This is a genomic window from Klebsiella spallanzanii, assembly GCF_902158555.1.
Lineage (GTDB): Bacteria > Pseudomonadota > Gammaproteobacteria > Enterobacterales > Enterobacteriaceae > Klebsiella > Klebsiella spallanzanii.
Map to the genome: position 1 here is coordinate 183,568 of NZ_CABGGS010000012.1, position 22,661 is coordinate 206,228.

Consider the following 22,661-nt stretch of genomic DNA (forward strand, 5'->3'; position numbering starts at 1 on the left):
CGTAATGTTATTCACAGGGAAGAAACTATGAGTGATATAGCATTGACCGTTAGCGTCCTGGCGCTGGTGGCGGTAGTCGGATTGTGGATCGGCAATGTAAAAGTGCGTGGTGTCGGCTTTGGTATCGGAGGCGTGCTGTTTGGCGGCATCATCGTCGGCCACTTTGTGGATCAGGCGGGCATTGCCCTCAGTAGCCCAATGCTGCACTTTATTCAGGAATTCGGCCTGATTCTCTTCGTGTATACCATCGGTATCCAGGTGGGTCCGGGCTTCTTCGCCTCGCTGCGCGTCTCCGGCCTGCGACTTAACCTCTTTGCAATTCTGATAGTGATTCTCGGCGGCCTGGTCACCGCGGTCCTGCATAAACTGTTCGATATACCTCTCCCCGTGGTGCTTGGTATCTTCTCCGGGGCCGTCACCAACACCCCTGCGCTGGGTGCCGGGCAGCAGATTCTGCGCGACCTTGGCGTACCTTTTGATACCGTCGACCAGATGGGGATGAGTTATGCGATGGCTTACCCGTTCGGCATCTGCGGCATACTGCTGACCATGTGGCTGGTCCGGCTGTTTTTCCGCATTAACGTCGAAAAAGAGGCCCAGCAGTTTGATGAGAACAGCGGCAACGGTCACGCTCATCTCCAGACTCTCAACGTGCGGGTCGAAAACCCCAACCTGAACAATATGGCGATTCAGGATGTCCCGATGCTTAACAGCGATAAGCTGATTTGCTCGCGACTCAAGCGTGAGGAGATGCTGATGGTGCCTGCGCCGAATACCCTGATTCAGCTTGGCGACCTGCTGCATCTGGTCGGGCGACCAGAGGATTTACACAACGCTCAACTGGTGATTGGTAAGGAGGTTGCCACCTCGCTCTCGACGCGTGGTACCGATTTAAAAGTTGAGCGCGTGGTGGTGACCAACGAAAAGGTGCTGGGCAAAAGAATTCGCGACCTGCACTTTAAACAGCGTTATGACGTGGTTATTTCACGGCTTAATCGTGCCGGGGTTGAGCTGGTTGCTACCAGTAGCTCCAGTCTGCAATTTGGTGACATTCTGAATCTGGTGGGCCGCCCTGAGGCGATTGACGCAGTTGCCGCCGAGCTTGGCAACGCCCAGCAAAAACTCCAGCAGGTGCAGATGCTGCCGGTGTTTATTGGTATCGGTTTAGGCGTGCTGCTGGGCTCTATACCGCTGTTTATTCCGGGTTTCCCGGCGGCGCTGAAGCTGGGTCTGGCCGGCGGGCCGCTAATTATGGCGCTGATTCTCGGGCGTATCGGCAGTATCGGTAAGCTGTACTGGTTTATGCCGCCCAGCGCCAACCTCGCGCTACGCGAGTTGGGCATTGTGCTGTTCCTGGCGGTGGTTGGGCTGAAATCCGGCGGCGATTTTGTGGCGACGCTGATTGAAGGCGACGGTATGAGCTGGATTGCCTACGGTATCTTTATCACCGCCATACCGCTACTGGCGGTTGGTATTCTGGCGCGTATGTTGGCGAAGATGAACTATCTGACCCTGTGCGGTATGCTGGCCGGTTCAATGACCGACCCGCCGGCTCTGGCATTTGCCAACAACCTGCATGCCACCAGCGGCGCGGCGGCGCTCTCCTATGCCACCGTTTATCCGCTGGTCATGTTCTTACGCATTATTACCCCGCAGCTACTGGCGGTGCTGTTCTGGGGAATGGGTTAACGGATTTTCCGCGTGGACGCGCCGCAGATGGTAGTCCACCTGATACACGCTGGCGTTACGGAACATCACCGAGTAGTTAAGAAACTCGCCGCTGTCGCTGTAGGAAAGGGAGGTAATGCGCAGCAGCGGCGTTTGTTCTGGTACGTTCATCGATTGCGCCAGCTGCTTGTCCGCCAGCACTGGCGACAGCGTTTCATAGTTACCGCTGATGGTTATCCCGCACTCCTTCTCGATATAATCAAACTTCGATCCCTCCAGATGCACCAACGACAGATTACGAAACAGCTTTACCGGCATATAGCTGTCTTCCAGCATTAGCGGTTTGCCATCGACATAGCGCACCCGGCGCGAGAAGTAGATCCGTTCATCAATTTGTATCCGCAGCAGGCTGGCGATAGCCGGAGGTGCGGGCATCACCTCGAAAACCAGTACCCGGCTCACTACCTCCTTACCATGCTTGCGTAGTACCTCGGCCAGCCCGGTCAGATTGGTGGTTTCGTGATGTAAATCTTTGCGGGCGACATAGGTACCGGAACCGTGCCGACGCACCACCAGCCCCCAGGTGACCAGCAGATCGATGGCTTTACGGATGGTCATGCGCGCGACGCCGAACTCTGCCGCCAGCTTTTTTTCGCCTGGAAGCGGGCTGCCGATATCGAAATCGGAGGAATTCAGCCGCAGACGCAATCTGTCGGCAATGGATTTATAGATCACCAGTAGACCTCTATTCACTATGTTGAAAACGATGATGAATGGACGATTTTCTATAAAAATTAAATTAATACATAAAGATAAAAACTATTCGTCATGGTGATTTCATCAGCTGAATTCAGAATGTCTAATTTTTTATAAAAAAGTAGACAACATTGACGTAATTAAAACCATGAAAGCGATCACGAATCGCAACGGCGCCGCATGTTGCCGTTCGGGCAAATTTCTATCCTCGTTTCAGGCCAGTACAAATAGTTACCCTGAATAATTCACCGCTGTACGTGGAGTCTGACGGGTATGAATAAGGCCACTCACCCTACGAGTTGTTACATGAGGATTTTCAAATGCTCAGTCAAATACAACGCTTTGGCGGCGCCATGTTTACCCCGGTTTTGCTCTTTCCTTTCGCCGGGATCGTGGTGGGTATCGCCATTATGCTGCGCAACCCGATGTTCGTCGGCGAAGCGCTCACCGCACCAGATAGTTTATTTGCTCAGATCGTTCACATCATTGAAGAGGGCGGCTGGACCGTCTTTCGTAATATGCCGCTGATTTTTGCCGTCGGTCTGCCGATCGGCCTGGCGAAACAGGCTCAGGGCCGGGCCTGCCTGGCGGTACTGGTGAGTTTTCTCACCTGGAACTATTTCATCAACGCCATGGGGATGACCTGGGGCCACTTCTTCGGCGTCGACTTTTCCGTTGAACCGACGGCAGGCAGCGGCCTGACGATGATGGCTGGGATTAAAACGCTCGATACCAGCATTATCGGCGCGATCGTTATTTCCGGGCTGGTGACCGCCCTGCATAACCGCTATTTCGATAAACCGTTGCCGGTTTTCCTCGGCATCTTTCAGGGCTCCTCGTTTGTGGTGATTGTCGCGTTTCTGGCAATGATCCCCTGCGCCTGGCTCACCCTGCTCGGCTGGCCAAAAGTGCAGATGGGCATTGAATCGCTACAGGCCTTTTTACGCTCTGCCGGGGCGCTGGGCGTCTGGGTCTATATCTTCCTCGAACGCATCCTGATCCCGACCGGTTTACACCACTTTGTCTATGGTCCGTTCATCTTCGGTCCGGCAGTAGTGGAGGGCGGCATTCAGGTCTACTGGGCGCAGCATTTACAGGAGTTCAGCCAGAGCACTGAGGCGCTGAAAACCCTGTTCCCGGAAGGCGGATTTGCGCTGCACGGTAACTCAAAGGTCTTTGGTTCGGTGGGCATTGCGCTGGCGCTTTACTTTACCGCCGCGCCGGAAAACCGCGTCAAAGTCGCCGGGCTGCTAATTCCTGCCACTTTGACCGCCATGCTGGTGGGGATAACCGAACCCCTGGAATTCACCTTCCTGTTCATCTCGCCGCTACTGTTTGCCGTTCATGCGGTACTGGCGGCCACCATGGCGACGGTGATGTATATCTGCGGCGTCGTGGGCAACTTTGGCGGCGGCCTGCTTGACCAGTTCCTGCCGCAAAACTGGATCCCGATGTTCCACAATCACGCGTCGATGATGTTTATCCAGATAGGCGTTGGCGTGTGCTTCACCGCGCTCTACTTCGTCATCTTCCGCACGTTGATTTTGCGCCTGAACCTGAAAACACCTGGCCGCGAAGACAGTGAAATCAAGCTCTACAGCAAGGCCGATTACCAGGCCGCTCGCGGTAAAACCAGCGCCGCAGGGGCGACGGATACCAAACTGGGCCAGGCCGCAGGCTTCCTGCAGGCATTGGGCGGGGCGGGCAATATCGAGAGTATCAATAACTGCGCCACCCGGCTGCGCATCGCGCTGGTCGACATGGCGAAAACGCAAAGTGATGACGTGTTTAAAGCGCTGGGTGCCCACGGCGTTGTGCGTCGCGGCAACGGGATTCAGGTCATTGTCGGCCTGCATGTTCCCCAGGTCCGCGACCAGCTTGAAACCCTGATGAAAGATTCTCTACAGACCGAACAAACCACCATGACGGAGGCAGTATCATGAAAAAATTCTCAGTTGTTATCGCAGGCGGCGGCAGTACTTTTACCCCGGGCATCGTACTGATGCTGTTAGCAAACCAGGATCGCTTCCCGCTGCGGGCGCTGAAATTTTACGACAACGACGGCGCGCGTCAGGAGACCATCGCCGAGGCATGCAAAGTGATCCTCAAAGAGCAGGCGCCGGAGATTGAATTCAGCTACACCACCGATCCGCAGGCGGCCTTTACCGACGTTGATTTCGTGATGGCGCACATTCGCGTGGGCAAATATCCGATGCGTGAAAAAGACGAAAAAATCCCGCTGCGCCACGGCGTATTGGGCCAGGAAACCTGCGGCCCAGGCGGTATTGCCTACGGTATGCGCTCTATCGGCGGCGTACTCGAGCTGGTGGATTACATGGAAAAATATTCGCCGAACGCCTGGATGCTCAACTACTCCAACCCGGCGGCGATTGTGGCGGAAGCGACCCGTCGCCTGCGTCCGAACGCTAAAATTCTCAACATTTGCGATATGCCGATCGGCATTGAAGGGCGGATGGCGCAAATCGTCGGCCTGAAGGACCGTAAGCAGATGCGCGTGCGCTACTACGGGCTAAACCACTTTGGCTGGTGGACCTCAATTGAAGATCTGCAAGGTAACGATCTGATGCCGAAGCTGCGCGAACATGTGGCGAAATATGGCTATGTTCCGCCATCTAACGACCCGCACACCGAGGCGAGCTGGAACGACACTTTTGCTAAGGCGAGAGACGTGCAGGCGCTGGATCCGGATACGATGCCGAATACTTACCTCAAGTATTATCTGTTCCCGGACTACGTGGTGGCGCACTCTAATCCGGAACGTACCCGCGCGAACGAAGTGATGGATCATCGTGAGAAAAACGTCTTCAGCGCCTGTCGGGCGATTATTGAAGCGGGTAACTCTTCCGCAGGCGATCTGGAAATCGACGAACATGCTTCCTATATCGTCGATCTGGCGGCGGCTATTGCCTTTAATACCCAGGAACGCATGCTGCTGATTGTGCCGAACAACGGTGCGATTCATAACTTTGATGCCGATGCGATGGTGGAAATTCCGTGCCTGGTCGGCCATAACGGACCGGAGCCGTTAACGGTTGGCGATATTCCGCATTTCCAGAAAGGGATGATGAGCCAGCAGGTGGCGGTAGAAAAACTGGTGGTGGATGCCTGGGAACATCGTTCTTACCACAAGCTGTGGCAGGCGATTGCGTTGTCGAAAACCGTGCCGAGCGCATCGGTTGCCAAAGCGATTCTTGATGACCTGATTGCGGCCAACAAAGAGTACTGGCCGGAACTGCATTAATCCTGCTGACCGGCATCCATGGGGTGCCGGTCATTCATTTTTAGCACCTCTGAGGGCGCGTAGCCGAAGCGGCGTTTAAACGCCTTGCTGAAATGAAAAGAGTCAAAGAAGTTCAGCATCCCCGCAACCTTACTTACGGTATTTCCCTCCTGCTTCAATAACGACTGAGCCAGTTCCAGTTGGGCATTCAGGTAATACTCTTTTGGCGTTTTTCCGGTATAGCGTAGAAACAGGCGTCGTAGCCAGGGCTCGCTGCACTGCATGGCGTTAGCCATGTCGGCCACGCTCCAGCGCTTCTGCGGATTGGCGTGCAGAGTGGCAATCAGATTTTCCAGCTTTTGCAGCTGACGATCTTTATCGCCATTCTCGGCAATCAGGCAAATCCACTGATAGATTATTTTCGTCAGATAGGCGACGGCCAGGTTATTCTTCAGCGGATCGCGGTCTGCAATCAGCGCCGCCACTTCGTTGAGTTCTTTATTAAAAGTATCGCCCTGATAAATAGTGCCGACCTGTAATATCGGAATCGGCATCAGCGTGGTAGGAATAAATTCCATCCAGTACTGCTCCCAGACTAATCCAACGCAGTGATAGGATTTAATCTCGATGGGTTTTAAAAATATGACGCAGTTCCCATTCAGCGTAATTTCAGAGTGATCTTTTAAATATATTTTTCCGCATCCCTGAACGGTATATATCGCCACCCAGGAGTTGGCGATAAGCGGTTTCTTTTTATCACGAGGCCAGCTGACCCGATAGCTTTCATCGGCAAGGGTATGCCATAGGGAGAGCAGTGAAATCCCGCTTGAGATCACATTTTCTTCCAGAACTAACGGAATGTTATACGTAGTTTCGTTTTTTACATGCGAAATTTGTATTTTTCCATTCATTTTAATTTCTCGTCGGCCAATCATGCCTGCAACCTGATGAGGTGAATTTAGCAAAAAATAGCCGCTCAGGGATACAGTACATCTCATTTTATATAAATCATCGCCTTACCTGGATAAAACGCTATTACCTATGTACCTGATAGCGCCGGGATATAATGACAAACAAGGGCTACAAGATGAATGCTATACAAATTTTGAGCTTTGTCGGTTTTACACTGCTGGTGGCTATCATTACCTGGTTCAAGGTAAGAAAAGCGGATACCGGCTCGCAGCAGGGCTATTTCCTTGCTGGTCGTTCGCTGAAGGCACCGGTCATTGCCGCCTCGCTGATGTTAACCAACTTATCGACCGAACAGCTGGTTGGGTTATCCGGACAGGCCTATAAAAGCGGCATGTCCGTCATGGGCTGGGAAGTGACTTCGGCGGTGACGCTGATCTTCCTGGCGCTGATCTTCCTCCCCCGCTACTTGCAGCGCGGCATTGCTACCATCCCTGACTTTCTTGAGGAGCGCTACGATAAAACCACGCGTATTATCATCGACTTCTGCTTTCTGATCGCCACCGGCGTCTGCTTCCTGCCTATTGTTCTCTACTCCGGCGCGCTGGCGTTAAATAGTCTATTTCATATCGGTGATTCATTAGGTTTAACCCAGGGAGCCGCAATCTGGCTGCTGGTGGTTTTATTGGGCCTGGCAGGGATTCTCTATGCCGTTATCGGCGGGATGCGCGCAATGGCGATTGCCGACTCCATCAACGGTATCGGCCTGGTGATCGGCGGCCTGATGGTCCCGGTATTCGGACTGATGGCGATGGGCAAGGGCAGTTTTTTACAGGGTATTGAGCAGCTAACCACGGTGCATGCTGAGAAACTCAACTCCATCGGCAGCAGCACAGATCCTTTACCCATTGGGGCTGCGTTCACCGGTCTGATTCTGGTGAACACCTTCTACTGGTGTACTAACCAGGGGATTGTGCAGCGCACGCTGGCGTCAAAAAGCCTGGCGGAAGGGCAGAAAGGGGCGCTGCTGACGGCGGTTCTGAAAATGCTCGACCCGCTGATTCTGGTGCTCCCGGGTTTAATCGCTTTTCATCTCTATCAGGACCTGCCGAGTGCGGATATGGCCTATCCGACGCTGGTCAATAAGGTGATGCCGCTTCCGCTGGTCGGCTTTTTTGGCGCAGTGTTGTTTGGCGCGGTTATCAGCACCTTCAACGGCTTTTTAAACAGCGCCAGCACCCTGTTCAGCATGGGGATTTATCGGCGCATCATCAACGAAAATGCCCAGCCGGAACAGCTGGTGCGCGTTGGGCGTAAATTTGGCCTGTTTATCGCAGTGATCTCGGTGATTGTCGCGCCGTGGATCGCCAATGCGCCGCAGGGCCTGTATAGCTGGATGAAACAGCTCAACGGTATTTATAACGTGCCGCTGGTGACGATCATCATTATGGGCTTCTTCTTCCCGCGCATTCCTGCGCTGGCGGCTAAAGTGGCGATGGGGCTGGGTATCGTCAGCTACATCACTATCAACTACCTGGTGAAGTTTGATTTCCACTTCCTCTACGTGCTGGCCTGCACCTTCTGCATCAACGTGGTGGTGATGCTGATTATCGGCTTTATCAAACCTCGCGCGACGCCGTTTAAATTCCGTGATGCGTTCGCCGTGGATATGCAGCCGTGGCGGCACGTGAAGATTGCTTCGGTGGGCATCCTGTTCGCCATGATCGGCGTTTACGCAGGACTCGCTGAATTCGGCGGCTACGGCACTCGCTGGCTGGCTGTGACCAGTTACTCCATCACCGCGGCAGTCGTTATTTATCTGATCTACAGCAGTTGGCGGGAACGTCGCCCCGTTACGGCCGCCTATGCTACCGACGTTAAGGAAAAACCATGAGTCGCCCTAATTTCCTGTTCATTATGACCGATACCCAGGCCACTAATATGGTGGGCTGCTACAGCGGTAAGCCGCTGAATACCAATAATATTGATAGCCTTGCAGCGGAAGGGATCCGCTTCAATTCCGCCTACACCTGCTCGCCGGTATGCACCCCGGCGCGCGCCGGGCTGTTTACCGGGATTTACGCTAATCAGTCCGGCCCGTGGACCAATAACGTCGCGCCGGGAAAAAACATCTCCACCATGGGGCGCTACTTTAAAGATGCGGGCTACCACACTTGCTATATCGGCAAGTGGCACCTTGATGGCCACGACTATTTTGGTACCGGCGAGTGCCCGTCGGAGTGGGATGCCGACTACTGGTTTGATGGCGCGAATTACCTCGCGGAACTGACCGAGGAAGAGATTAGCCTGTGGCGCAACGGCCTGAACAGCGTAGAGGATTTACAGCGGCACGGTATCGATGAAACCTTCACCTGGGCGCACCGCATCAGCAACCGGGCGGTTGATTTTCTCCACCAACCCGCGCGCGCCGACGAGCCGTTCCTGATGGTGGTTTCCTATGACGAGCCGCACCATCCGTTTACCTGCCCGGTGGAATATCTGCAGAAGTATCAGGACTTTTATTACGACCTCGGGCCGAAGGCTCATGATTCGTTGAGCAATAAACCGGAACACCATCGGTTATGGTCGCAGGCGATGCCGTCTCCGGTAGGTGACGATGGGCGCTATCACCATCCGCTCTATTTTGCCTGCAACGACTTTGTCGATGACCAGATTGGCCGGGTGATTAACGCCTTAACCCCGGAGCAACGGGACAACACCTGGGTGATTTACACCTCCGATCACGGCGAGATGATGGGGGCGCATAAGCTCATCAGTAAAGGCGCGGCGATGTATGACGACATTACCCGTATCCCGCTGATTATGCGCCCGCCGCAGGGAAAACCCGCGCAGGTCGACACGCCGGTCAGCCATATCGACCTGCTGCCGACGATGATGGCGCTGGCGGGTATCGATAAGCCGGATATCCTGCCGGGGGAAAACATCCTGCAAGCCGAAACGCCGCGCGGCGTGATGGTGGAATTCAACCGTTATGAGATTGAGCATGACAGCTTTGGCGGTTTTATCCCGGTACGTTGCTGGGTAACGGATGAGTACAAACTGGTACTCAATCTGTTTACCACTGATGAACTGTATGACCGAAAAAACGACCCGGATGAGCTGTATAATCTGATTGATAGCTCCGACTTCGCCGACGTTCGCTGCCAAATGCATGATGCGCTGCTGGACTATATGGATAAAATCCGCGATCCGTTCCGCACTTATCAGTGGAGCCTGCGCCCGTGGCGGACGGAAGCCCAACCGCGCTGGATGGGTGCTTTCCGCCCGCGCCCGCAGGATGGCTACTCGCCGGTGGTCCGTGACTACGATACTGGCTTGCCGACCCAGGGTGTGAAGGTTGAGGAGAAGAAACAGAAGTTTTGACGAATTTCGCCACTGCTGAAAACTGGTCTGGTAGCCCGACCCTAAGAGGCTATCAGGCCTGAACTTTCTCTGAAATGGGGCGATTATTAATGCCTTCCGCTTTACCTCTCAGGTAGAATCGCCGGTATTTTACGCAACCGGGAACCCATCAAGGAGTCATGATGAAAATATCCCGCCTTGGCGAAGCGCCGGACTACCGTTTCTCGCTGGCCAACGAACGTACCTTTCTGGCATGGATCCGCACTTCGCTCGGATTTCTGGCCGGAGGGGTCGGGCTGGACCAGCTGGCGCCGGATTTCGCCACGCCGCTGATTCGCGAAGTTCTCGCCCTACTGTTGTGCCTGTTTGCCGGTGGTCTGGCGATTTACGGCTATTTGCGCTGGCTGAGCAATGAAAAGGCGATGCGGCTCAAGCAGGACCTTCCCTACACCCGCACGCTGCTGCTGATCAGTATTCTGCTGACGATAGTTATCGTGGTGGTCATGGTGCTGGTGCTTTATGCCGGATAATCGCCGGGCGCGTCGCGAGAACGACCCAGGACTGCAGCCGGAGCGCACGTCTCTGGCCTGGTTTCGCACACTTTTAGGCTATGGCGCGCTGCTGGCGCTGGCGATTAAGCACCAGTGGCATCAGGCGGGGCTACCGTTCTGGATCTCACTGTGCATACTGCCGTTTGTCGCCATCATTCTCTGGCGCTATACCCGCAGCCGCAATTTGATGGATGTTGAGCAGAGTGATTTCGTTCAGCGGCAGGCGGTTCGTGACAAATTTTTGATCGCATTCGCAGTACTTTCCCTGTCGTTATTGTTTGCTGTAACCCATATAAGACAGGTGATTTTGTTTATTAAGGATGTGACATGACAGGATGTCAGGCTGACTATGGTGACGATCAGCACTGCGGCAACTGCAAATCTCTGGTGGGCGATATCCCGGTGCAGGAAGTGGTTATCCATCGTCAGGATTGTGAAAACCCCGAGCGTGTCTACCTTCAGTTGAGCGCGAAGGGCGCCGTGGCTATCAAGTTTATTCCTCATTTACAACCTGCTGACGCCCGGTTATGGGGGGATTTTCTCTGCGCGGTGTTTGCTATTTGGGTTAAAGAAGACGCGAACCGCATTGTGGTGCCGCTGTTTGAGGCCACGCTACGCGCCTGGCGCGGTGAGGCGGTGCGTTATGCTAACAATCCGCCGGGTCCGGCCTGCGCGGGCTGCGCCTGGCTAAGATTATGCGGCGGCGGCTGTCCGCAACTGCGTCTGGAGGATGGCTCCAATGCGCTATGCGAAGGGTACCGCCAGTTTTATAGCTGGAGCGCCCCCTATATGCGCGTCCTGCGCGATTTACTCAACCAGCATCGCTCACCGGTTGAACTGATGCATCTGCTGCGCTAAAAAAATGGCGACGAAAGCACCTCTTCGTCGCCATTTTGTTTACCCGTCGACTGGCTTAACGTCCCTTCGCCAGATACTGCGCCATCTCCTCTTCCGGTACCATACCGCCGCCGGTCGCCCACACCAGATGGGTGGCGTTCTGCATTTGCTCAGCGGTGAAACCGTGCATCTGCTGATACGCCCGGCTGGCGCACACCCGCTGCGGCCCGGCCATTCCCGCCAGGGCGGACGGCTCCAGGCGAATACCCTCTTCCTCGGCTAACCAACCCAGCATGTCGTACATGGTCTGGTCATCGAGAGAATAGAACCCATCCAGCAGGCGCTCCATTGCCCGGCCGACGAAGCCTGATGCGCGGCCTACCGCAAGACCGTCGGCGGCGGTCAGATTATCGATACCCAGATCCTGAACCGAAATCTCATCATGCAGGCCGGTATAGACCCCCAGCAGCATACAAGGCGAGTGGGTCGGCTCGGCGAAGAAGCAGTGCACGTGGTCGCCGAAGGCCAGCTTCAGGCCAAAGGCCACTCCACCGGGGCCGCCGCCAACGCCGCAGGGCAGATACACAAATAGCGGATGTTCGGCGTCGACAACGCGTCCTTCGCGGGCAAACTGTGTTTTTAATCGCTCACCAGCCACGGCGTAGCCGAGGAACAGGGTGCGCGAGTTCTCATCATCAATAAAGAAGCAGTTCGGGTCCGATTCGGCGGCTTTACGCCCCTGCTCGACCGCCACGCCGTAATCCTCTTCGTACTCCACAACCGTTACGCCGTGGCTGCGCAGTTTGGCCTTTTTCCACGCACGGGCGTCGGCGGACATATGTACCGTCACCTTAAAGCCGATGCGCGCGCTCATAATGCCAATCGACATCCCCAGATTGCCCGTGGAGCCGACGGCAATGCTGTACTGACTAAAGAACTGCCTGAATTCTGGGGTCAGCAGCTTGCGGTAGTCGTCCGAAGTTTTTAACAACCCTGCGTTGATAGCCAGCTTCTCCGCGTGGGTCAGCACCTCGTAAATACCGCCGCGGGCCTTAATGGAGCCGGAAATCGGCAGATGGCTGTCTTTTTTCAGCAGCAGGTCGCCGCAAATCGTCTGGCTAAAGGCTTGTTCCAGCCGCGCTTTCATTGCCGGGATAGCCACCAGCTCAGACTCGATAATACCCCCGGTCGCGGCAGTTTCCGGGAAGGCTTCCGCCAGATACGGCGCAAAACGATCGAGCCTGGCGTGGGCGTCCTGAACGTCTTCTGTTGTCAGGCCAACGTAGGGTAAACCTTCCGCCAGCGACGTTGTTGACGGGTTAAACCAGGTGGTTTCTTTCAGGGCAATCAGCTCCTTCAGCAGAGGAAACTGTGCGATTAAAGTAGTCATGTCAGCGTTTTTCATATTACGTCTCTTTGCGCTCAGATGATGAAAGAAAGCAGGAATGTACCGGCCAGTGCAAGCAGCGAAGCAATAAAGGTCGCCGTTGTATAGTATTTGAACGTCTCGTTGAGGCTTGCGCCGCAATACTGTTTAACCAGCCAGAACAGCGAATCCGTTACGATAGTGCAGCCAATCGCGCCTGAGCCGATGGCGATAGCGATGATTTCCGGGCTCACGCCGGGATAGAGCGGCAGCATTGGTGCGACGATGGCGGTTGCGCCCATCATCGCCACGGTAGCGGAACCGACCGCGGCATGCAGAATCAGCGCCACCAGCCAGGCCAGCAGAATCGGGTGCATATCCAGATTCGACAGAATGACCGCCAGCGTATCGGCCAGGCCGCTGGTTTTCAGAATGGCGTTGAAGGCCCCGCCAGCGCCGATAATCAGCAGAATATTAGCAATCGAACCGAAGCAGTTTTCCGTATGCGTCAGCAGGGTGCCCATCCCCATATCCTGGCGGATGCCCAGCACGTAATAGGCGACAAAGACGGCGATAAACATCGCGGTGATCGGGTTGCCGATAAACTCCAGCAGCATGTACAGCGTGCCGCCTTTAGTCATGTTCAGTTCGGCAACGGTTTTCACCAGCATCAGACCGATTGGCAGCAGCACCGTAAACAGCGTGGCGCCGAGCGATGGCAGAGTCTCTTCTTTACGCACTTCGAGGTTAGAAAACTCAGCCGGAACCGCTTTAAACGGCAGGCGGTTGCCGAGCAGCCGCAGGAACAGCGGGCCGCCGACCAGTGAAGCCAGCAGGCCCACCAGCAGACCGTAAACGATAACGGTACCGATATCCGCGCCCAGCTTGTTGGCAACGAACAGCGCCGCCGGATGCGGAGGCACCACGCAGTGGACTGCCATCAGCGCCGTACACAGCGGGATTGCCAGCTTAAGCAGCGACGTGTTGGTCTTTTTGGCGATGGAAAATGCCAGCGGGATCAGCAGAACGACGCCCACTTCAACGAATAGCGTGATCCCGCAAATCAGGCCCACCAGCACCATAATGACATCCGCCGACAGCCAGCGGCAGCGTTGGAGCGTCAGGCCGATACGTTCCGCCGCGCCGGAAACCTCCATCATCTTGCCGAGAATGGTCCCCAGCCCAATCACCGCCGCCAGGAAGCCCAGCGTACCGCCGATCCCGCTCTCAATGGCGTTAACCATATCCAGCGGGCTCATCCCCATCATGGCGCCAACGAAAAAACTCGCCAGCAGCAGCGCCAGGAATGGGTGAAACTTTAGTTTGACGATAGTTAATACAATCAACACGATGCTGATAAGCAGCGTGCTCACAACCCAGATCTGAGATTCCATACCCCACCTCGCCTGTGAATAATCTGTGGTTATTGAACAGAAAAACAGCATGCGCTGACAAACGATATAAATGGCGTTTCAGATGAATTAGATTGAATCAAAATGGTGATTTGGCTCTAAATTAGCGGTCTTAATGTGCTATGAATCACTTTTATTCACCTTTGGTGCAAGGTCAGGGCGAAAATTTTCTTACAATCGACGCCAAAAAGCGAAGGAGCAAGAAATGGAGACGCTAAAAGATCTGGGCAACCGGCTGCTTAACGGCTGGCAGCTGTCGAAGCTCTATACCTTTGAAGTCGCTGCCCGGCATGAGTCGTTTGCCCTGGCGGCGGAAGAGCTGTCGCTGACGCCGAGTGCGGTCAGTCACCGTATCAATCAGTTGGAAGAAGAGCTGGGAATTCAGCTGTTTGTGCGATCGCATCGCAAGGTGGAACTGACGCATGAAGGCAAGCGGGTGTTCTGGGCGCTGAAATCCTCGCTGGATAGCCTGAATCAGGAGATTCTGGATATTAAAAACCAGGAACTGTCGGGGACGCTAACGGTCTACTCGCGCCCTTCCATCGCCCAGTGCTGGCTGGTTCCGGCGCTGGGCGATTTTACCCGCCGCTATCCGTCGATATCGCTCACCGTGTTGACCGGCAACGATAACGTCAATATGCAGCGCGCAGGGATCGACCTGGCTATCTACTTTGATGACGTACCTTCATCGCAGCTAAGCCATCATTTTCTGATGGATGAGTCCATCGTACCGGTTTGTACGGCGGATTACGCGCGCCGGCATCAGCTCCAGCAGAATCCAGGTAATCTTCGCCACTGTACGCTGCTGCACGACAGGCAGGCCTGGAGCAACGATTCCGGTACCGATGAATGGTTCAGCTGGGCGCAGCAGTTTGGTATTGATTTGCCGCAATCGTCGGGGATTGGCTTCGATCGTTCGGATTTAGCCGTTATTGCGGCGATGAATCACGTCGGCGTGGCGATGGGACGTAAACGGCTGGTACAAAAGCGCCTCGACAGCGGGGAGCTGATTGCGCCGTTCGGCGACATGATGCTGAAATGCCACCAGCACTATTACGTGACGACCCTGCCGGGCCGTCAGTGGCCGAAAATCGATGCGTTTATCAACTGGTTGCAGAGCCAGGCGCAATGATGATGCCTGAGTTTCCGGCCACATCTCACCGTTACCTTTGGCTCATCCTGCGGGCGATGCGCTCAAGCTTAATCATTAGCAGCAGCGTGACGCCCACCAGCACGATGGTCAGCGCTGAACCATCGGCAATGTTGCCGCGGTCGGTGAGGCTAAAAATAGTGACCGGCAGCGTCGTCCAGCCCGGTGGATAGATCATCACCGTTGCGCCCAGTTCACCCATCGACAGCGACAGGCTCAGCGCCAGCGCGGAGATCATCCATGGCGTCATCAGCGGCAGCGTAACGTAGCGCAGGCGATACCACGGCGATGCCCCAAGACTGGAGGCGACGTTTTCGATATCGGCGGAAATCCGCGCCAGTCCTGTGGAAACGTTGCTGAAGGTAAAGGCGGAAATCAGTACGAAGTGCGCCGCCAGCACGATCCCGAAGGTGCCGTTCATCTGTAGCGGCCCCTGGCTGAAAGCCACCAGAATACCTAAACCCACGGATACCGAGGGAATAGCGCTCGGCAAATAGAACATCAGCCCAAGATATTTTTGCAGCTTTGCGTTGTACTGGCGCAGGGCCAGCGCTGCCCACATGCCGCACAGCAGGGCGAACAGGCTGGCGCAGAACCCCACCATCAGGCTGGAAAAGAGTGAATCCCATGCCGCGCCGCGAAACGCGTTAACAAAATGCCCAAGGGTAAAACCGGACGGCAGCAGCCCGTTCCACTGCTGGCTCAGGCTGGACATCAAAATCACCGCCAGCGGCAGAAAAAAGAACCCGGCAAACAGCGTCACCGCCAGCGCGCCCGCCGCAGTGCGGCCTTTACGCGACCAAATCAACATCGTTAGCTCCTCACGCCGGTACGCGCGGCGGCCAGCCGATAGAGTATAAATAACCCCAGCGATAGCAGAATATTAATCAGCGCAATCATGCAGGCCACGCTGTAGTCCGATTCAAGAATGGCTTTGCTGTAAACCATCATCGGCAAGGTATTGACTCCCTTAGCGCCGATAAACAGCACAATGCCAAACTCGTTGGTGGTCAGCAGAAGACACAGGCTACCGCCTGCCATTAGCGCCGGGAGCACCGCCGGGAAAATCACCTGCGCGATGACCCGCAGCGGATGAGCGCCGAGAATGCTCGCCGCCTCAAGCTGGCTTTTATCAATCTGACGCAGTCCGGCCATCAGCGGGCGCATCACCAGCGGCGTGAAGACGGTGATTTCTGCAAGAATAACTCCCTGAATTGAATAGAGAAAATCGACAGGCGGCAGTTCGAAAGCAAACAGCGACATCAGCGTGCCGTTCAACAGCCCCGCAGAACCGTAGATAAAGGTGAAAGCAAGGGTGATGAGAAAAGTCGGCAAGGCGATAAAGGTATCAATCACCCGACTAATCAGCTGGCTGCCGGGAAACGGGATAAACACCAGAATCAGCGCCAGCACGCTGCCGAGCAGCAGGCAGCCCAGCGTGGCGCAAACCGCGATTTGCAGCGTATTGAGCAACGCGCTAATAAAACGCCGGGATCCCACCACCTGCCAGAAGGTTTCCAGGCCCAGATGACCGCGGGTATCGCGCAGCGCCTGTTCAGCGATCAGCAGCAGCGGGTAGAAAAATAGCGTCACCAGTACCAGCAGCGGCGGCAGTAGCCACAGAAGAGGCCGCAGGTTCAGGGGGGAGCGCACAAGCGTGAGCGTTTGCGACATCATTACACCTCGATCAGGACCGCATCATTGGGTTCAAAATAGAGCGCCAGCTTGTCGCCCGCTCGCGGCAGCGGATCCACGTGGGTCATTACGATGCGTACCGCTTCCCCCGCGACGTCGCATAACAGGTGGGTCAAATCCCCCTGCCAGTGCACCGACGTCAGGGTGGCGTTAAGTCGGTTGCTGGTGGCCGTTCGCGGCGCGAGGCTCATATGTTGAGGACGAATACACAGCAGCTTATTGTTGCCGTGCTGACCGCCATGGCTGAAGGCATTAATCAGCCCGCCGCCGCAGCTAACGCTGACCAGCCCCGGCCCCGAGGTATCTTTCAGCGCCGTCGCCTGCAGAATATTGGCGCGCCCGAGAAACTCTGCGGCAAAGCGGTTGGGTGGATAGTGGTAGAGCGGGTGCGTTTCGCCGTGGGCAATCAGCGAACCGTCTTTCATAATGCCAATTTTGTCCGCCAGGGTCAGGGCTTCGGTCTGATCGTGGGTGACGTAGAGAATCGTCAGCTCCGGCAGCTCGCGGTGCAGGCGGGCAATTTCCTCCACCATGTTATGGCGAATTTGCGCATCCAGCGCCGAGAGCGGCTCATCAAGCAGTAATACTCTCGGACGAACGGCGATAGCGCGGGCAATGGCGACGCGTTGCTGCTGGCCGCCGGAAAGCTGGTGCGGATAGCGGCTGGCGTAATCCGTCATGCCGACGATTTTCAGCGCTTCTTTAACCCGTTCAGCGATCAGCGCTTTCGGTTGCTTCTGTGCCCGCAGGCCAAAAGCAACGTTATCTTCCACCTTCATATGCGGGAAAAGGGCGTAGTTTTGCACCACCATGCCGAGGCCGCGTTTATACGGCGGCAGGTGGGTAATGTCGGTATCGCCAAGCAAAATCCGACCGCCCGCAGGCTGCACAAATCCGGCAATCGCTCGTAGCACCGTGGTTTTCCCGGAACCTGAGGGGCCGATCAGCGCCAGCACTTCGCCCGGTTCAATGGTCAATGTCAGCGGCTTCAGTACCACGTTGCCGTGGTAAGAAACGCGCAGTGAGTCGAGAGTAATCCCGGTGGTTCCCGCCAGCGACGGGGAGTGGGAAGCGGTCGTTTTCATCAACATCATGCTTACTCGCTGTCCGTCACTTTGTGCCAGCGGGCAATATCCGCCGACAGTGAAACCGCCACGTCGTCCCAGTCAGCCTCCCAGCTCTTCACGCCGTCGAGCGCCGCTTTCGCCGCTTTGAAGTTGTTATCTTCCGGCGCGACATCGCTGCGTACCGGCAGCCCCCAGGAGAGCGCGCTGACGCTGGCCTGAGCCGGTTTATCGAGCAGGAAGTTAATCAGCTTTTTGCCGTTTTCACCGTTCGGTGCGTTCTGTACCAGGCCGACGGTGTAGGGCAGCGCCAGCGCGCTGCGTTCGCCTTTGGCATCCGCTGGCCAGAAGATTTGTACGTTCGGGTTACGTGCCATCTGAGACAGGTTCATTTGCAGGTCACCGTTAGCGACGTACAGCTCGCCTTTGTTGACCAGCGCGGTCAGCTTGCCGGTGGAAGCCGACGGGCCGACGTTGTTCGCCTGAAGTTTACCGAGATAGTCGAAGCCCGCATCTTTACTCCCCAGACTGTGGAACGCCTGCAGCATCACGGCGGTGCCGTCGCCCGCCTGTCCCGGCGTGGAGTATTGCAGTTTGTTTTTGAAGCGATTATCGAGCAGATCCTGCCAGCTGGCCGGGGCAGTCTTCAGCAGCTTGCTGTTATAGATGAAGGTCAGGTAGTTGTTAACCAGCGGCGAGTAGCGGTCGTGGACGCCGGGGATCTGTTCGCTGCCCTGCGGCTTAAATTCGGCTAGCAGCTGCTCTTTGGCGGCGCGCTGAATAAACGGCGGAACCGTCACCAGCACGTCAGCCTGCGGGTTGGTGCGCTCTTTCGCCAGGCGCTCGACAATCGCCCCGGATCCGCCTTCAACGTACTGCACTTTGATACCCGTTGCTTTGGTGAAGGCATCGAACTGATTTTTGTACCAGCTGTTGTCACCGTCGTGCAGACCGTCGGCGGAATAGACGGTCACCACACTATCGGCCCAAACCGGGGCGCTGGCGAGCGTGATAACAGATAGCAGAGCAAGTTTGGAGAGTTTCATCTTATCAGCCTCATCGGATGGTGATTTTTATGGTCTATACCAGATTGATTTTTACGCTACCGAGGGTTTGTGACAAAACGATGAATGAAGTGTGTCGAAAGGGTTAAAAACAGGAGGGCGTTGCATTTCCCGGAGGCGGCGCTTGACGCGCCTGTCCGGGCTACCAAACCAGCAGGCTGCTGTGAACCTGTAGCCCGGTCAGCGCAGCGCCACCGGGAAGCATGATGCAGAGGATTTGAACGCGGAGGCCGATCCCGGAGGCGGCGCTTGACGCGCCTGTCCAGGCTACCAAACCAGCAGGCTGCTGTGAACCTGTAGCCCGGTCAGCGCAGCGCCACCGGGAAGCATGATGCAGAGGATTTCAATGCGGAGGCCGATCCCGGAGGCGGCGCTTGACGCGCCTGTCCGGGCTACCAAACCAGCAGGCTGCTGTGAGCTTGTAGCCCGGTCAGCGCAGCGCCACCGGGAAGCATGACGCAGAGGATTTTAACGCGGAGGCCGATCCCGGAGGCGGCGCTTGACGCGCCTGTCCGGGCTACCAAACCAGCAGGCTGCTGTGAACCTGTAGCCCGGGTAAGGCGTTAGCCGCGACCCGGGGAAAACCCACGTGCGGAGCCAATAAAATCAATGCGTATCGACTTCAATACGCAGGCTATCGTGACGCCAGTACTCGATATCGTAATCGAGAATTCGACCGTGCTGATCGTAGTTGAGGCGGCGCAGCAGCAACGCCGGACGCCCTTCCATCACCCCCAGCGCTTCGGCAGCCTGCGGCGGCATAGAGGTCGGCCAGAACGACAAATGCATGCTGGTATATATCAGGCCATAGTGGGCCTGATAAATCTCAGTCAGGCTGCCGTTAAGATCGTGGCGCAGCAGCTCCGGAACCCTGGCGGGCAGACAGTGGTTTTCACAGTAGCAAATTGCCCGCCCATCGGCATGGCGCAGACGAGTGAGCAGGTAAACCTGATCAAACGGTTGTAGCGCCAGCGGTGTCATCACATCCAGCGGAACCGCGGCTAAACGCCCGTCCAGCAGCACCGTTTTCGGCTCCCGGCCCTGCTCCAGACACAGCTTATGGAAGTTGGTATTTTGCGTCGGATCCAGCCACAGACGCTCCGGCGTTACGAACCAGCCGCGGCGGTCGGCGCGGTAGATTACGCCGCTGGCCTCAAGCTGCGCCAGGCTCTCGCGCACCGTAATACGGGTCGTGTTGAACAGCGCGCACAGCTCGCGCTCGGATGGCAGCTTGTCGCCGCTCTTCAGCGCGCCGTTTTGAATACGCGCCTGAAGCTGCGCCTTGATCAGCAGATACTGCGGAGTCTCGCCAGAGGGTGATTTCATGTTCGCTCGCGGCTAAATTTGATGCGGCCATTATACATAACCAGATGAATTTTTTGTTGCAGCACCACTTTCCCTTTGACCTTTTCAGGCGACGATCGTCATTATAAAAAATATCTGGTATAGACCAAATGGTGAAAAAGATGACCACCCGCAATTATCTGCTGCTGACCCCCGGCCCGCTGACCACCTCCCGTACGGTAAAAGAGGCCATGCTTTTCGATAGCTGTACCTGGGACGACGACTACAACCTTGGCGTGGTTCAGGCCATCCGCCAACACCTGGTTGAGCTGGCGACGCCAGCCGCGGGCTACACTTCGGTGTTGCTGCAAGGTAGCGGTAGCTACGCGGTTGAGGCGGTGCTCGGCAGCGTTATCGGCGCACAGGGCAAGGTGCTGATTATCAGCAATGGTGCTTACGGCGCGCGCATGATTGAAATGGCTGAACTGATGAACATCGCGTATTCCCCATACGACTGCGGCGAGGTGGCGCGCCCGGACGCGGCGGCGATCGAACAGATCCTGCAAACCGACCCGGCGATCACGCATATTGCGATGGTGCACAGTGAAACCACCACCGGGATGCTTAACCCGATTGAAGACGTTGCAGCATTGGCGAAACAGTACGGCAAACGTTATATCGTCGATGCCATGAGCAGCTTCGGCGGCATTCCCATGGACGTTGCCGCGTTGAATATTGATTACCTGATCAGCTCCGCCAACAAATGCATCCAGGGGGTTCCTGGATTTGCGTTCGTCATCGCCCGGGAAGCTGAACTGGCTACCTGCAAAGGCCGTTCGCGCTCGCTGTCGCTGGACCTCTACGCCCAGTGGCGCTGCATGGAGGATAATCACGGCAAGTGGCGTTTTACCTCGCCGACCCATACCGTGCTGGCCTTCGCCCAGGCGCTGAAGGAGCTGGCGGAAGAAGGTGGCGTGAGCGCGCGCCACCAGCGTTACAGCACGAATCAGCGGCGTCTGGTGGCGGGAATGCGCGAGTTAGGTTTCCAGCCGCTGCTCGATGACAGCCTGCATTCGCCGATTATTACCGCGTTTTACTCCCCGAGTGCCCCGCAGTATCGCTTTAAAGATTTCTATCAACGGCTCAAAGAGCAGGGGTTCGTTATCTATCCGGGCAAAGTATCGCAGAGCGACTGCTTTCGCATCGGCAACATCGGTGAAGTGTACGACGCCGACATTACCGCCCTGCTGGCGGCCATCAAAAACGCCATGTACTGGCAATATTAAGGAACTGCCATGAACCGTATTAACGCCGTTATTCTTGACTGGGCAGGTACTACCGTCGATTTTGGCTCTTTTGCGCCAACGCAGATTTTCGTTGAAGCCTTTCGCCAGGCCTTTGATGTGGAAATTACCCTTGAAGAGGCGCGAGTACCAATGGGCCTCGGAAAATGGCAACACATTGAAGCGCTGGGAAAATTGCCTGCCGTGGACGCTCGCTGGCAGGCGAAGTTTGGCCGCGCGATGACCGCCGCCGATATTGATGCTATCTATGCCGCCTTTATGCCGCTGCAAATCGCCAAAGTCGTCGATTTTTCCGCGCCGATCGCCGGGGTTATCGACACAATTGCCTCGCTTCGGGCTGACGGCGTGAAGATTGGTTCCTGCTCCGGCTACCCGCGTCCGGTGATGGAAAAACTGGTCCCCGCAGCCGCCGCGCAAGGCTATGCGCCAGACTATTGGGTGGCGACGGACGATCTCGCCGCCGGAGGACGTCCCGGTCCGTGGATGGCGTTACAGAACGTGATTGCTTTAGGGATCGATGCGGTTGCTCACTGCGTGAAGGTCGATGATTCCGCGCCAGGCATTACCGAGGGATTAAACGCCGGGATGTGGAGCGTGGGCCTGGCGGTTTCCGGCAACGAGTTCGGCGCCGCCTGGGAGGAGTATCAGCAGATGACCGCCGAAGAGATCGCCACCCGTCGCGAACATGCCGTCGGGAAGCTGTACGCCGCCGGAGCGCACTATGTGGTGGATACGCTGGCGGATTTGCCTGGCGTGATTGCCGCCATCAACGCCCGTCTGGCAAACGGCGAACGTCCGTAGACTTCACCATCTTTCCCCGGGCGGCATAAACGCGTCGCCCGGCGATCTCTTGTCACCCTTGCGATAACTCCCCGCTGTTCTCATACCGAAATCCGGCTCTTTTTAGCAAATATGACCATCCTGTAATGCCGATCACACTTTACCGCTGGTAACGGATTTGTTCAGGAAAGACAGCCGGATCATTAAGCTTTTTTTT

Annotated in this window: 20 protein-coding genes; 11 read left to right on the forward strand and 9 right to left on the reverse strand. The window is 56.1% G+C overall.

Features of this window, described 5'->3' with window-relative positions; all coding sequences use genetic code 11:
* Positions 1-27: 27 nt before the first annotated feature.
* Positions 28-1,689 carry a putative transporter gene (locus tag FN082_RS12050; protein ID WP_139538467.1) on the forward strand — a complete coding sequence of 554 codons (1,662 nt, stop codon included), beginning with the start codon at positions 28-30 and terminating at the stop codon, positions 1,687-1,689.
* Here the strand turns inward: FN082_RS12050 and FN082_RS12055 are convergent.
* Positions 1,657-2,403 (reverse strand): GntR family transcriptional regulator, encoded by a 747-nt coding sequence (locus FN082_RS12055; RefSeq protein ID WP_139538466.1) that lies wholly within the window; start codon positions 2,401-2,403, stop codon positions 1,657-1,659. The two genes, FN082_RS12050 and FN082_RS12055, sit on opposite strands and share 33 nt — an antisense overlap.
* 341 nt (positions 2,404-2,744) lie before the next feature.
* On the opposite strand from FN082_RS12055, the gene FN082_RS12060 reads away from it, so the two are divergent.
* Together FN082_RS12060 and FN082_RS12065 are read left to right on the forward strand one after the other, a co-directional pair.
* Positions 2,745-4,367 (forward strand): alpha-glucoside-specific PTS transporter subunit IIBC, encoded by a 1,623-nt coding sequence (locus tag FN082_RS12060; protein ID WP_142464222.1) that lies wholly within the window; start codon positions 2,745-2,747, stop codon positions 4,365-4,367.
* The gene (locus FN082_RS12065) at positions 4,364-5,686 is read left to right on the forward strand and encodes a 6-phospho-alpha-glucosidase (RefSeq protein WP_139538464.1); all 1,323 of its coding nucleotides are present in this window, start codon (positions 4,364-4,366) and stop codon (positions 5,684-5,686) included. Before FN082_RS12060 ends, FN082_RS12065 begins: the two co-directional genes overlap by 4 nt.
* On the opposite strand, the gene FN082_RS12070 is transcribed toward FN082_RS12065, so the two are convergent.
* On the reverse strand, positions 5,683-6,576 hold the full coding sequence (locus FN082_RS12070; protein ID WP_139538463.1) for a helix-turn-helix transcriptional regulator: 894 nt from the start codon (positions 6,574-6,576) through the stop codon (positions 5,683-5,685). The two genes, FN082_RS12065 and FN082_RS12070, sit on opposite strands and share 4 nt — an antisense overlap.
* A gap of 176 nt (positions 6,577-6,752) precedes the next feature.
* On the opposite strand from FN082_RS12070, the gene FN082_RS12075 reads away from it, so the two are divergent.
* The 5 genes from FN082_RS12075 (at position 6,753) to FN082_RS12095 (ending at position 11,346) form a co-directional block, all read left to right on the forward strand.
* Complete coding sequence (locus tag FN082_RS12075) at positions 6,753-8,468, forward strand: solute:sodium symporter family transporter (protein ID WP_142981624.1); 1,716 nt, start codon at positions 6,753-6,755, stop codon at positions 8,466-8,468.
* Entirely contained in the window at positions 8,465-9,958 is a 1,494-nt protein-coding gene (locus tag FN082_RS12080; RefSeq protein ID WP_139538461.1) for a sulfatase-like hydrolase/transferase, read from the forward strand. The genes FN082_RS12075 and FN082_RS12080 overlap by 4 nt, the downstream gene beginning before the upstream one ends.
* 161 nt (positions 9,959-10,119) lie before the next feature.
* Positions 10,120-10,467 (forward strand): YidH family protein, encoded by a 348-nt coding sequence (locus FN082_RS12085; protein WP_139538525.1) that lies wholly within the window; start codon positions 10,120-10,122, stop codon positions 10,465-10,467.
* Positions 10,457-10,819 (forward strand): DUF202 domain-containing protein, encoded by a 363-nt coding sequence (locus FN082_RS12090; RefSeq protein ID WP_139538460.1) that lies wholly within the window; start codon positions 10,457-10,459, stop codon positions 10,817-10,819. Before FN082_RS12085 ends, FN082_RS12090 begins: the two co-directional genes overlap by 11 nt.
* Complete coding sequence (locus tag FN082_RS12095) at positions 10,816-11,346, forward strand: radical SAM protein (protein ID WP_139538459.1); 531 nt, start codon at positions 10,816-10,818, stop codon at positions 11,344-11,346. The genes FN082_RS12090 and FN082_RS12095 overlap by 4 nt, the downstream gene beginning before the upstream one ends.
* A gap of 55 nt (positions 11,347-11,401) precedes the next feature.
* Here FN082_RS12095 and dsdA read toward each other — a convergent pair whose 3' ends face one another.
* Positions 11,402-12,730: a D-serine ammonia-lyase gene (gene dsdA / locus FN082_RS12100; RefSeq protein WP_139538458.1), complete on the reverse strand. Its 1,329-nt coding sequence runs from the start codon at positions 12,728-12,730 to the stop codon at positions 11,402-11,404.
* 17 nt (positions 12,731-12,747) lie between these two features.
* Positions 12,748-14,085, reverse strand: a complete 1,338-nt coding sequence (gene dsdX, locus FN082_RS12105; protein WP_139538457.1) for a D-serine transporter DsdX — start codon at positions 14,083-14,085, stop codon at positions 12,748-12,750.
* Between the two features lie 223 nt (positions 14,086-14,308).
* On the opposite strand from dsdX, the gene dsdC reads away from it, so the two are divergent.
* Positions 14,309-15,235 (forward strand): DNA-binding transcriptional regulator DsdC, encoded by a 927-nt coding sequence (gene dsdC / locus FN082_RS12110; protein ID WP_139538456.1) that lies wholly within the window; start codon positions 14,309-14,311, stop codon positions 15,233-15,235.
* A 31-nt stretch (positions 15,236-15,266) separates the two neighbouring features.
* Here dsdC and phnV read toward each other — a convergent pair whose 3' ends face one another.
* The 5 genes from phnV to phnR all read right to left on the reverse strand — a co-directional run bounded on the left by phnV (position 15,267) and on the right by phnR (position 20,402).
* A complete protein-coding gene (gene phnV / locus FN082_RS12115; RefSeq protein WP_139538455.1) occupies positions 15,267-16,064 on the reverse strand; it encodes a 2-aminoethylphosphonate ABC transport system, membrane component PhnV in 798 nt (265 codons plus the stop codon).
* A gap of 2 nt (positions 16,065-16,066) precedes the next feature.
* Positions 16,067-16,927 carry a 2-aminoethylphosphonate ABC transporter permease subunit gene (gene phnU / locus FN082_RS12120; protein ID WP_139538454.1) on the reverse strand — a complete coding sequence of 287 codons (861 nt, stop codon included), beginning with the start codon at positions 16,925-16,927 and terminating at the stop codon, positions 16,067-16,069.
* 2 nt (positions 16,928-16,929) lie between these two features.
* Positions 16,930-18,039, reverse strand: coding sequence for a 2-aminoethylphosphonate ABC transport system ATP-binding subunit PhnT (phnT, locus tag FN082_RS12125; RefSeq protein WP_139538524.1), 1,110 nt, complete (start codon positions 18,037-18,039; stop codon positions 16,930-16,932).
* Positions 18,040-18,044: 5 nt separating this feature from the next.
* Positions 18,045-19,058 (reverse strand): 2-aminoethylphosphonate ABC transporter substrate-binding protein, encoded by a 1,014-nt coding sequence (gene phnS, locus FN082_RS12130; protein WP_142981625.1) that lies wholly within the window; start codon positions 19,056-19,058, stop codon positions 18,045-18,047.
* A 624-nt stretch (positions 19,059-19,682) separates the two neighbouring features.
* The gene (phnR, locus tag FN082_RS12135; RefSeq protein ID WP_139538452.1) at positions 19,683-20,402 is read right to left on the reverse strand and encodes a phosphonate utilization transcriptional regulator PhnR; all 720 of its coding nucleotides are present in this window, start codon (positions 20,400-20,402) and stop codon (positions 19,683-19,685) included.
* Positions 20,403-20,542: 140 nt separating this feature from the next.
* Here phnR and phnW point away from each other — a divergent pair, with 140 nt between their 5' ends.
* Both phnW and phnX read left to right on the forward strand, forming a co-directional pair.
* On the forward strand, positions 20,543-21,646 hold the full coding sequence (gene phnW / locus FN082_RS12140; protein WP_142981626.1) for a 2-aminoethylphosphonate--pyruvate transaminase: 1,104 nt from the start codon (positions 20,543-20,545) through the stop codon (positions 21,644-21,646).
* A 9-nt stretch (positions 21,647-21,655) separates the two neighbouring features.
* The gene (gene phnX / locus FN082_RS12145) at positions 21,656-22,465 is read left to right on the forward strand and encodes a phosphonoacetaldehyde hydrolase (RefSeq protein WP_139538450.1); all 810 of its coding nucleotides are present in this window, start codon (positions 21,656-21,658) and stop codon (positions 22,463-22,465) included.
* Positions 22,466-22,661 lie beyond the last annotated feature (196 nt).

Excerpts from the sequence above, each read along its gene's own strand:
- phnT (WP_139538524.1), bottom strand. The coding sequence starts at position 18,039 with ATGTTGATGAAAACGACCGCTTCCCACTCCCCGTCGCTGGCGGGAACC.
- dsdC (WP_139538456.1), top strand. The coding sequence starts at position 14,309 with ATGGAGACGCTAAAAGATCTGGGCAACCGGCTGCTTAACGGCTGGCAG.
- phnU (WP_139538454.1), bottom strand. The coding sequence starts at position 16,927 with ATGTCGCAAACGCTCACGCTTGTGCGCTCCCCCCTGAACCTGCGGCCT.
- phnX (WP_139538450.1), top strand. The coding sequence starts at position 21,656 with ATGAACCGTATTAACGCCGTTATTCTTGACTGGGCAGGTACTACCGTC.
- FN082_RS12090 (WP_139538460.1), top strand. The coding sequence starts at position 10,457 with ATGCCGGATAATCGCCGGGCGCGTCGCGAGAACGACCCAGGACTGCAG.
- dsdA (WP_139538458.1), bottom strand. The coding sequence starts at position 12,730 with ATGAAAAACGCTGACATGACTACTTTAATCGCACAGTTTCCTCTGCTG.
- FN082_RS12065 (WP_139538464.1), top strand. The coding sequence starts at position 4,364 with ATGAAAAAATTCTCAGTTGTTATCGCAGGCGGCGGCAGTACTTTTACC.
- dsdX (WP_139538457.1), bottom strand. The coding sequence starts at position 14,085 with ATGGAATCTCAGATCTGGGTTGTGAGCACGCTGCTTATCAGCATCGTG.
- FN082_RS12075 (WP_142981624.1), top strand. The coding sequence starts at position 6,753 with ATGAATGCTATACAAATTTTGAGCTTTGTCGGTTTTACACTGCTGGTG.
- phnS (WP_142981625.1), bottom strand. The coding sequence starts at position 19,058 with ATGAAACTCTCCAAACTTGCTCTGCTATCTGTTATCACGCTCGCCAGC.
- FN082_RS12050 (WP_139538467.1), top strand. The coding sequence starts at position 28 with ATGAGTGATATAGCATTGACCGTTAGCGTCCTGGCGCTGGTGGCGGTA.
- FN082_RS12085 (WP_139538525.1), top strand. The coding sequence starts at position 10,120 with ATGAAAATATCCCGCCTTGGCGAAGCGCCGGACTACCGTTTCTCGCTG.
- FN082_RS12095 (WP_139538459.1), top strand. The coding sequence starts at position 10,816 with ATGACAGGATGTCAGGCTGACTATGGTGACGATCAGCACTGCGGCAAC.
- FN082_RS12080 (WP_139538461.1), top strand. The coding sequence starts at position 8,465 with ATGAGTCGCCCTAATTTCCTGTTCATTATGACCGATACCCAGGCCACT.
- phnW (WP_142981626.1), top strand. The coding sequence starts at position 20,543 with ATGACCACCCGCAATTATCTGCTGCTGACCCCCGGCCCGCTGACCACC.
- phnV (WP_139538455.1), bottom strand. The coding sequence starts at position 16,064 with ATGTTGATTTGGTCGCGTAAAGGCCGCACTGCGGCGGGCGCGCTGGCG.
- FN082_RS12070 (WP_139538463.1), bottom strand. The coding sequence starts at position 6,576 with ATGAATGGAAAAATACAAATTTCGCATGTAAAAAACGAAACTACGTAT.
- phnR (WP_139538452.1), bottom strand. The coding sequence starts at position 20,402 with ATGAAATCACCCTCTGGCGAGACTCCGCAGTATCTGCTGATCAAGGCG.
- FN082_RS12060 (WP_142464222.1), top strand. The coding sequence starts at position 2,745 with ATGCTCAGTCAAATACAACGCTTTGGCGGCGCCATGTTTACCCCGGTT.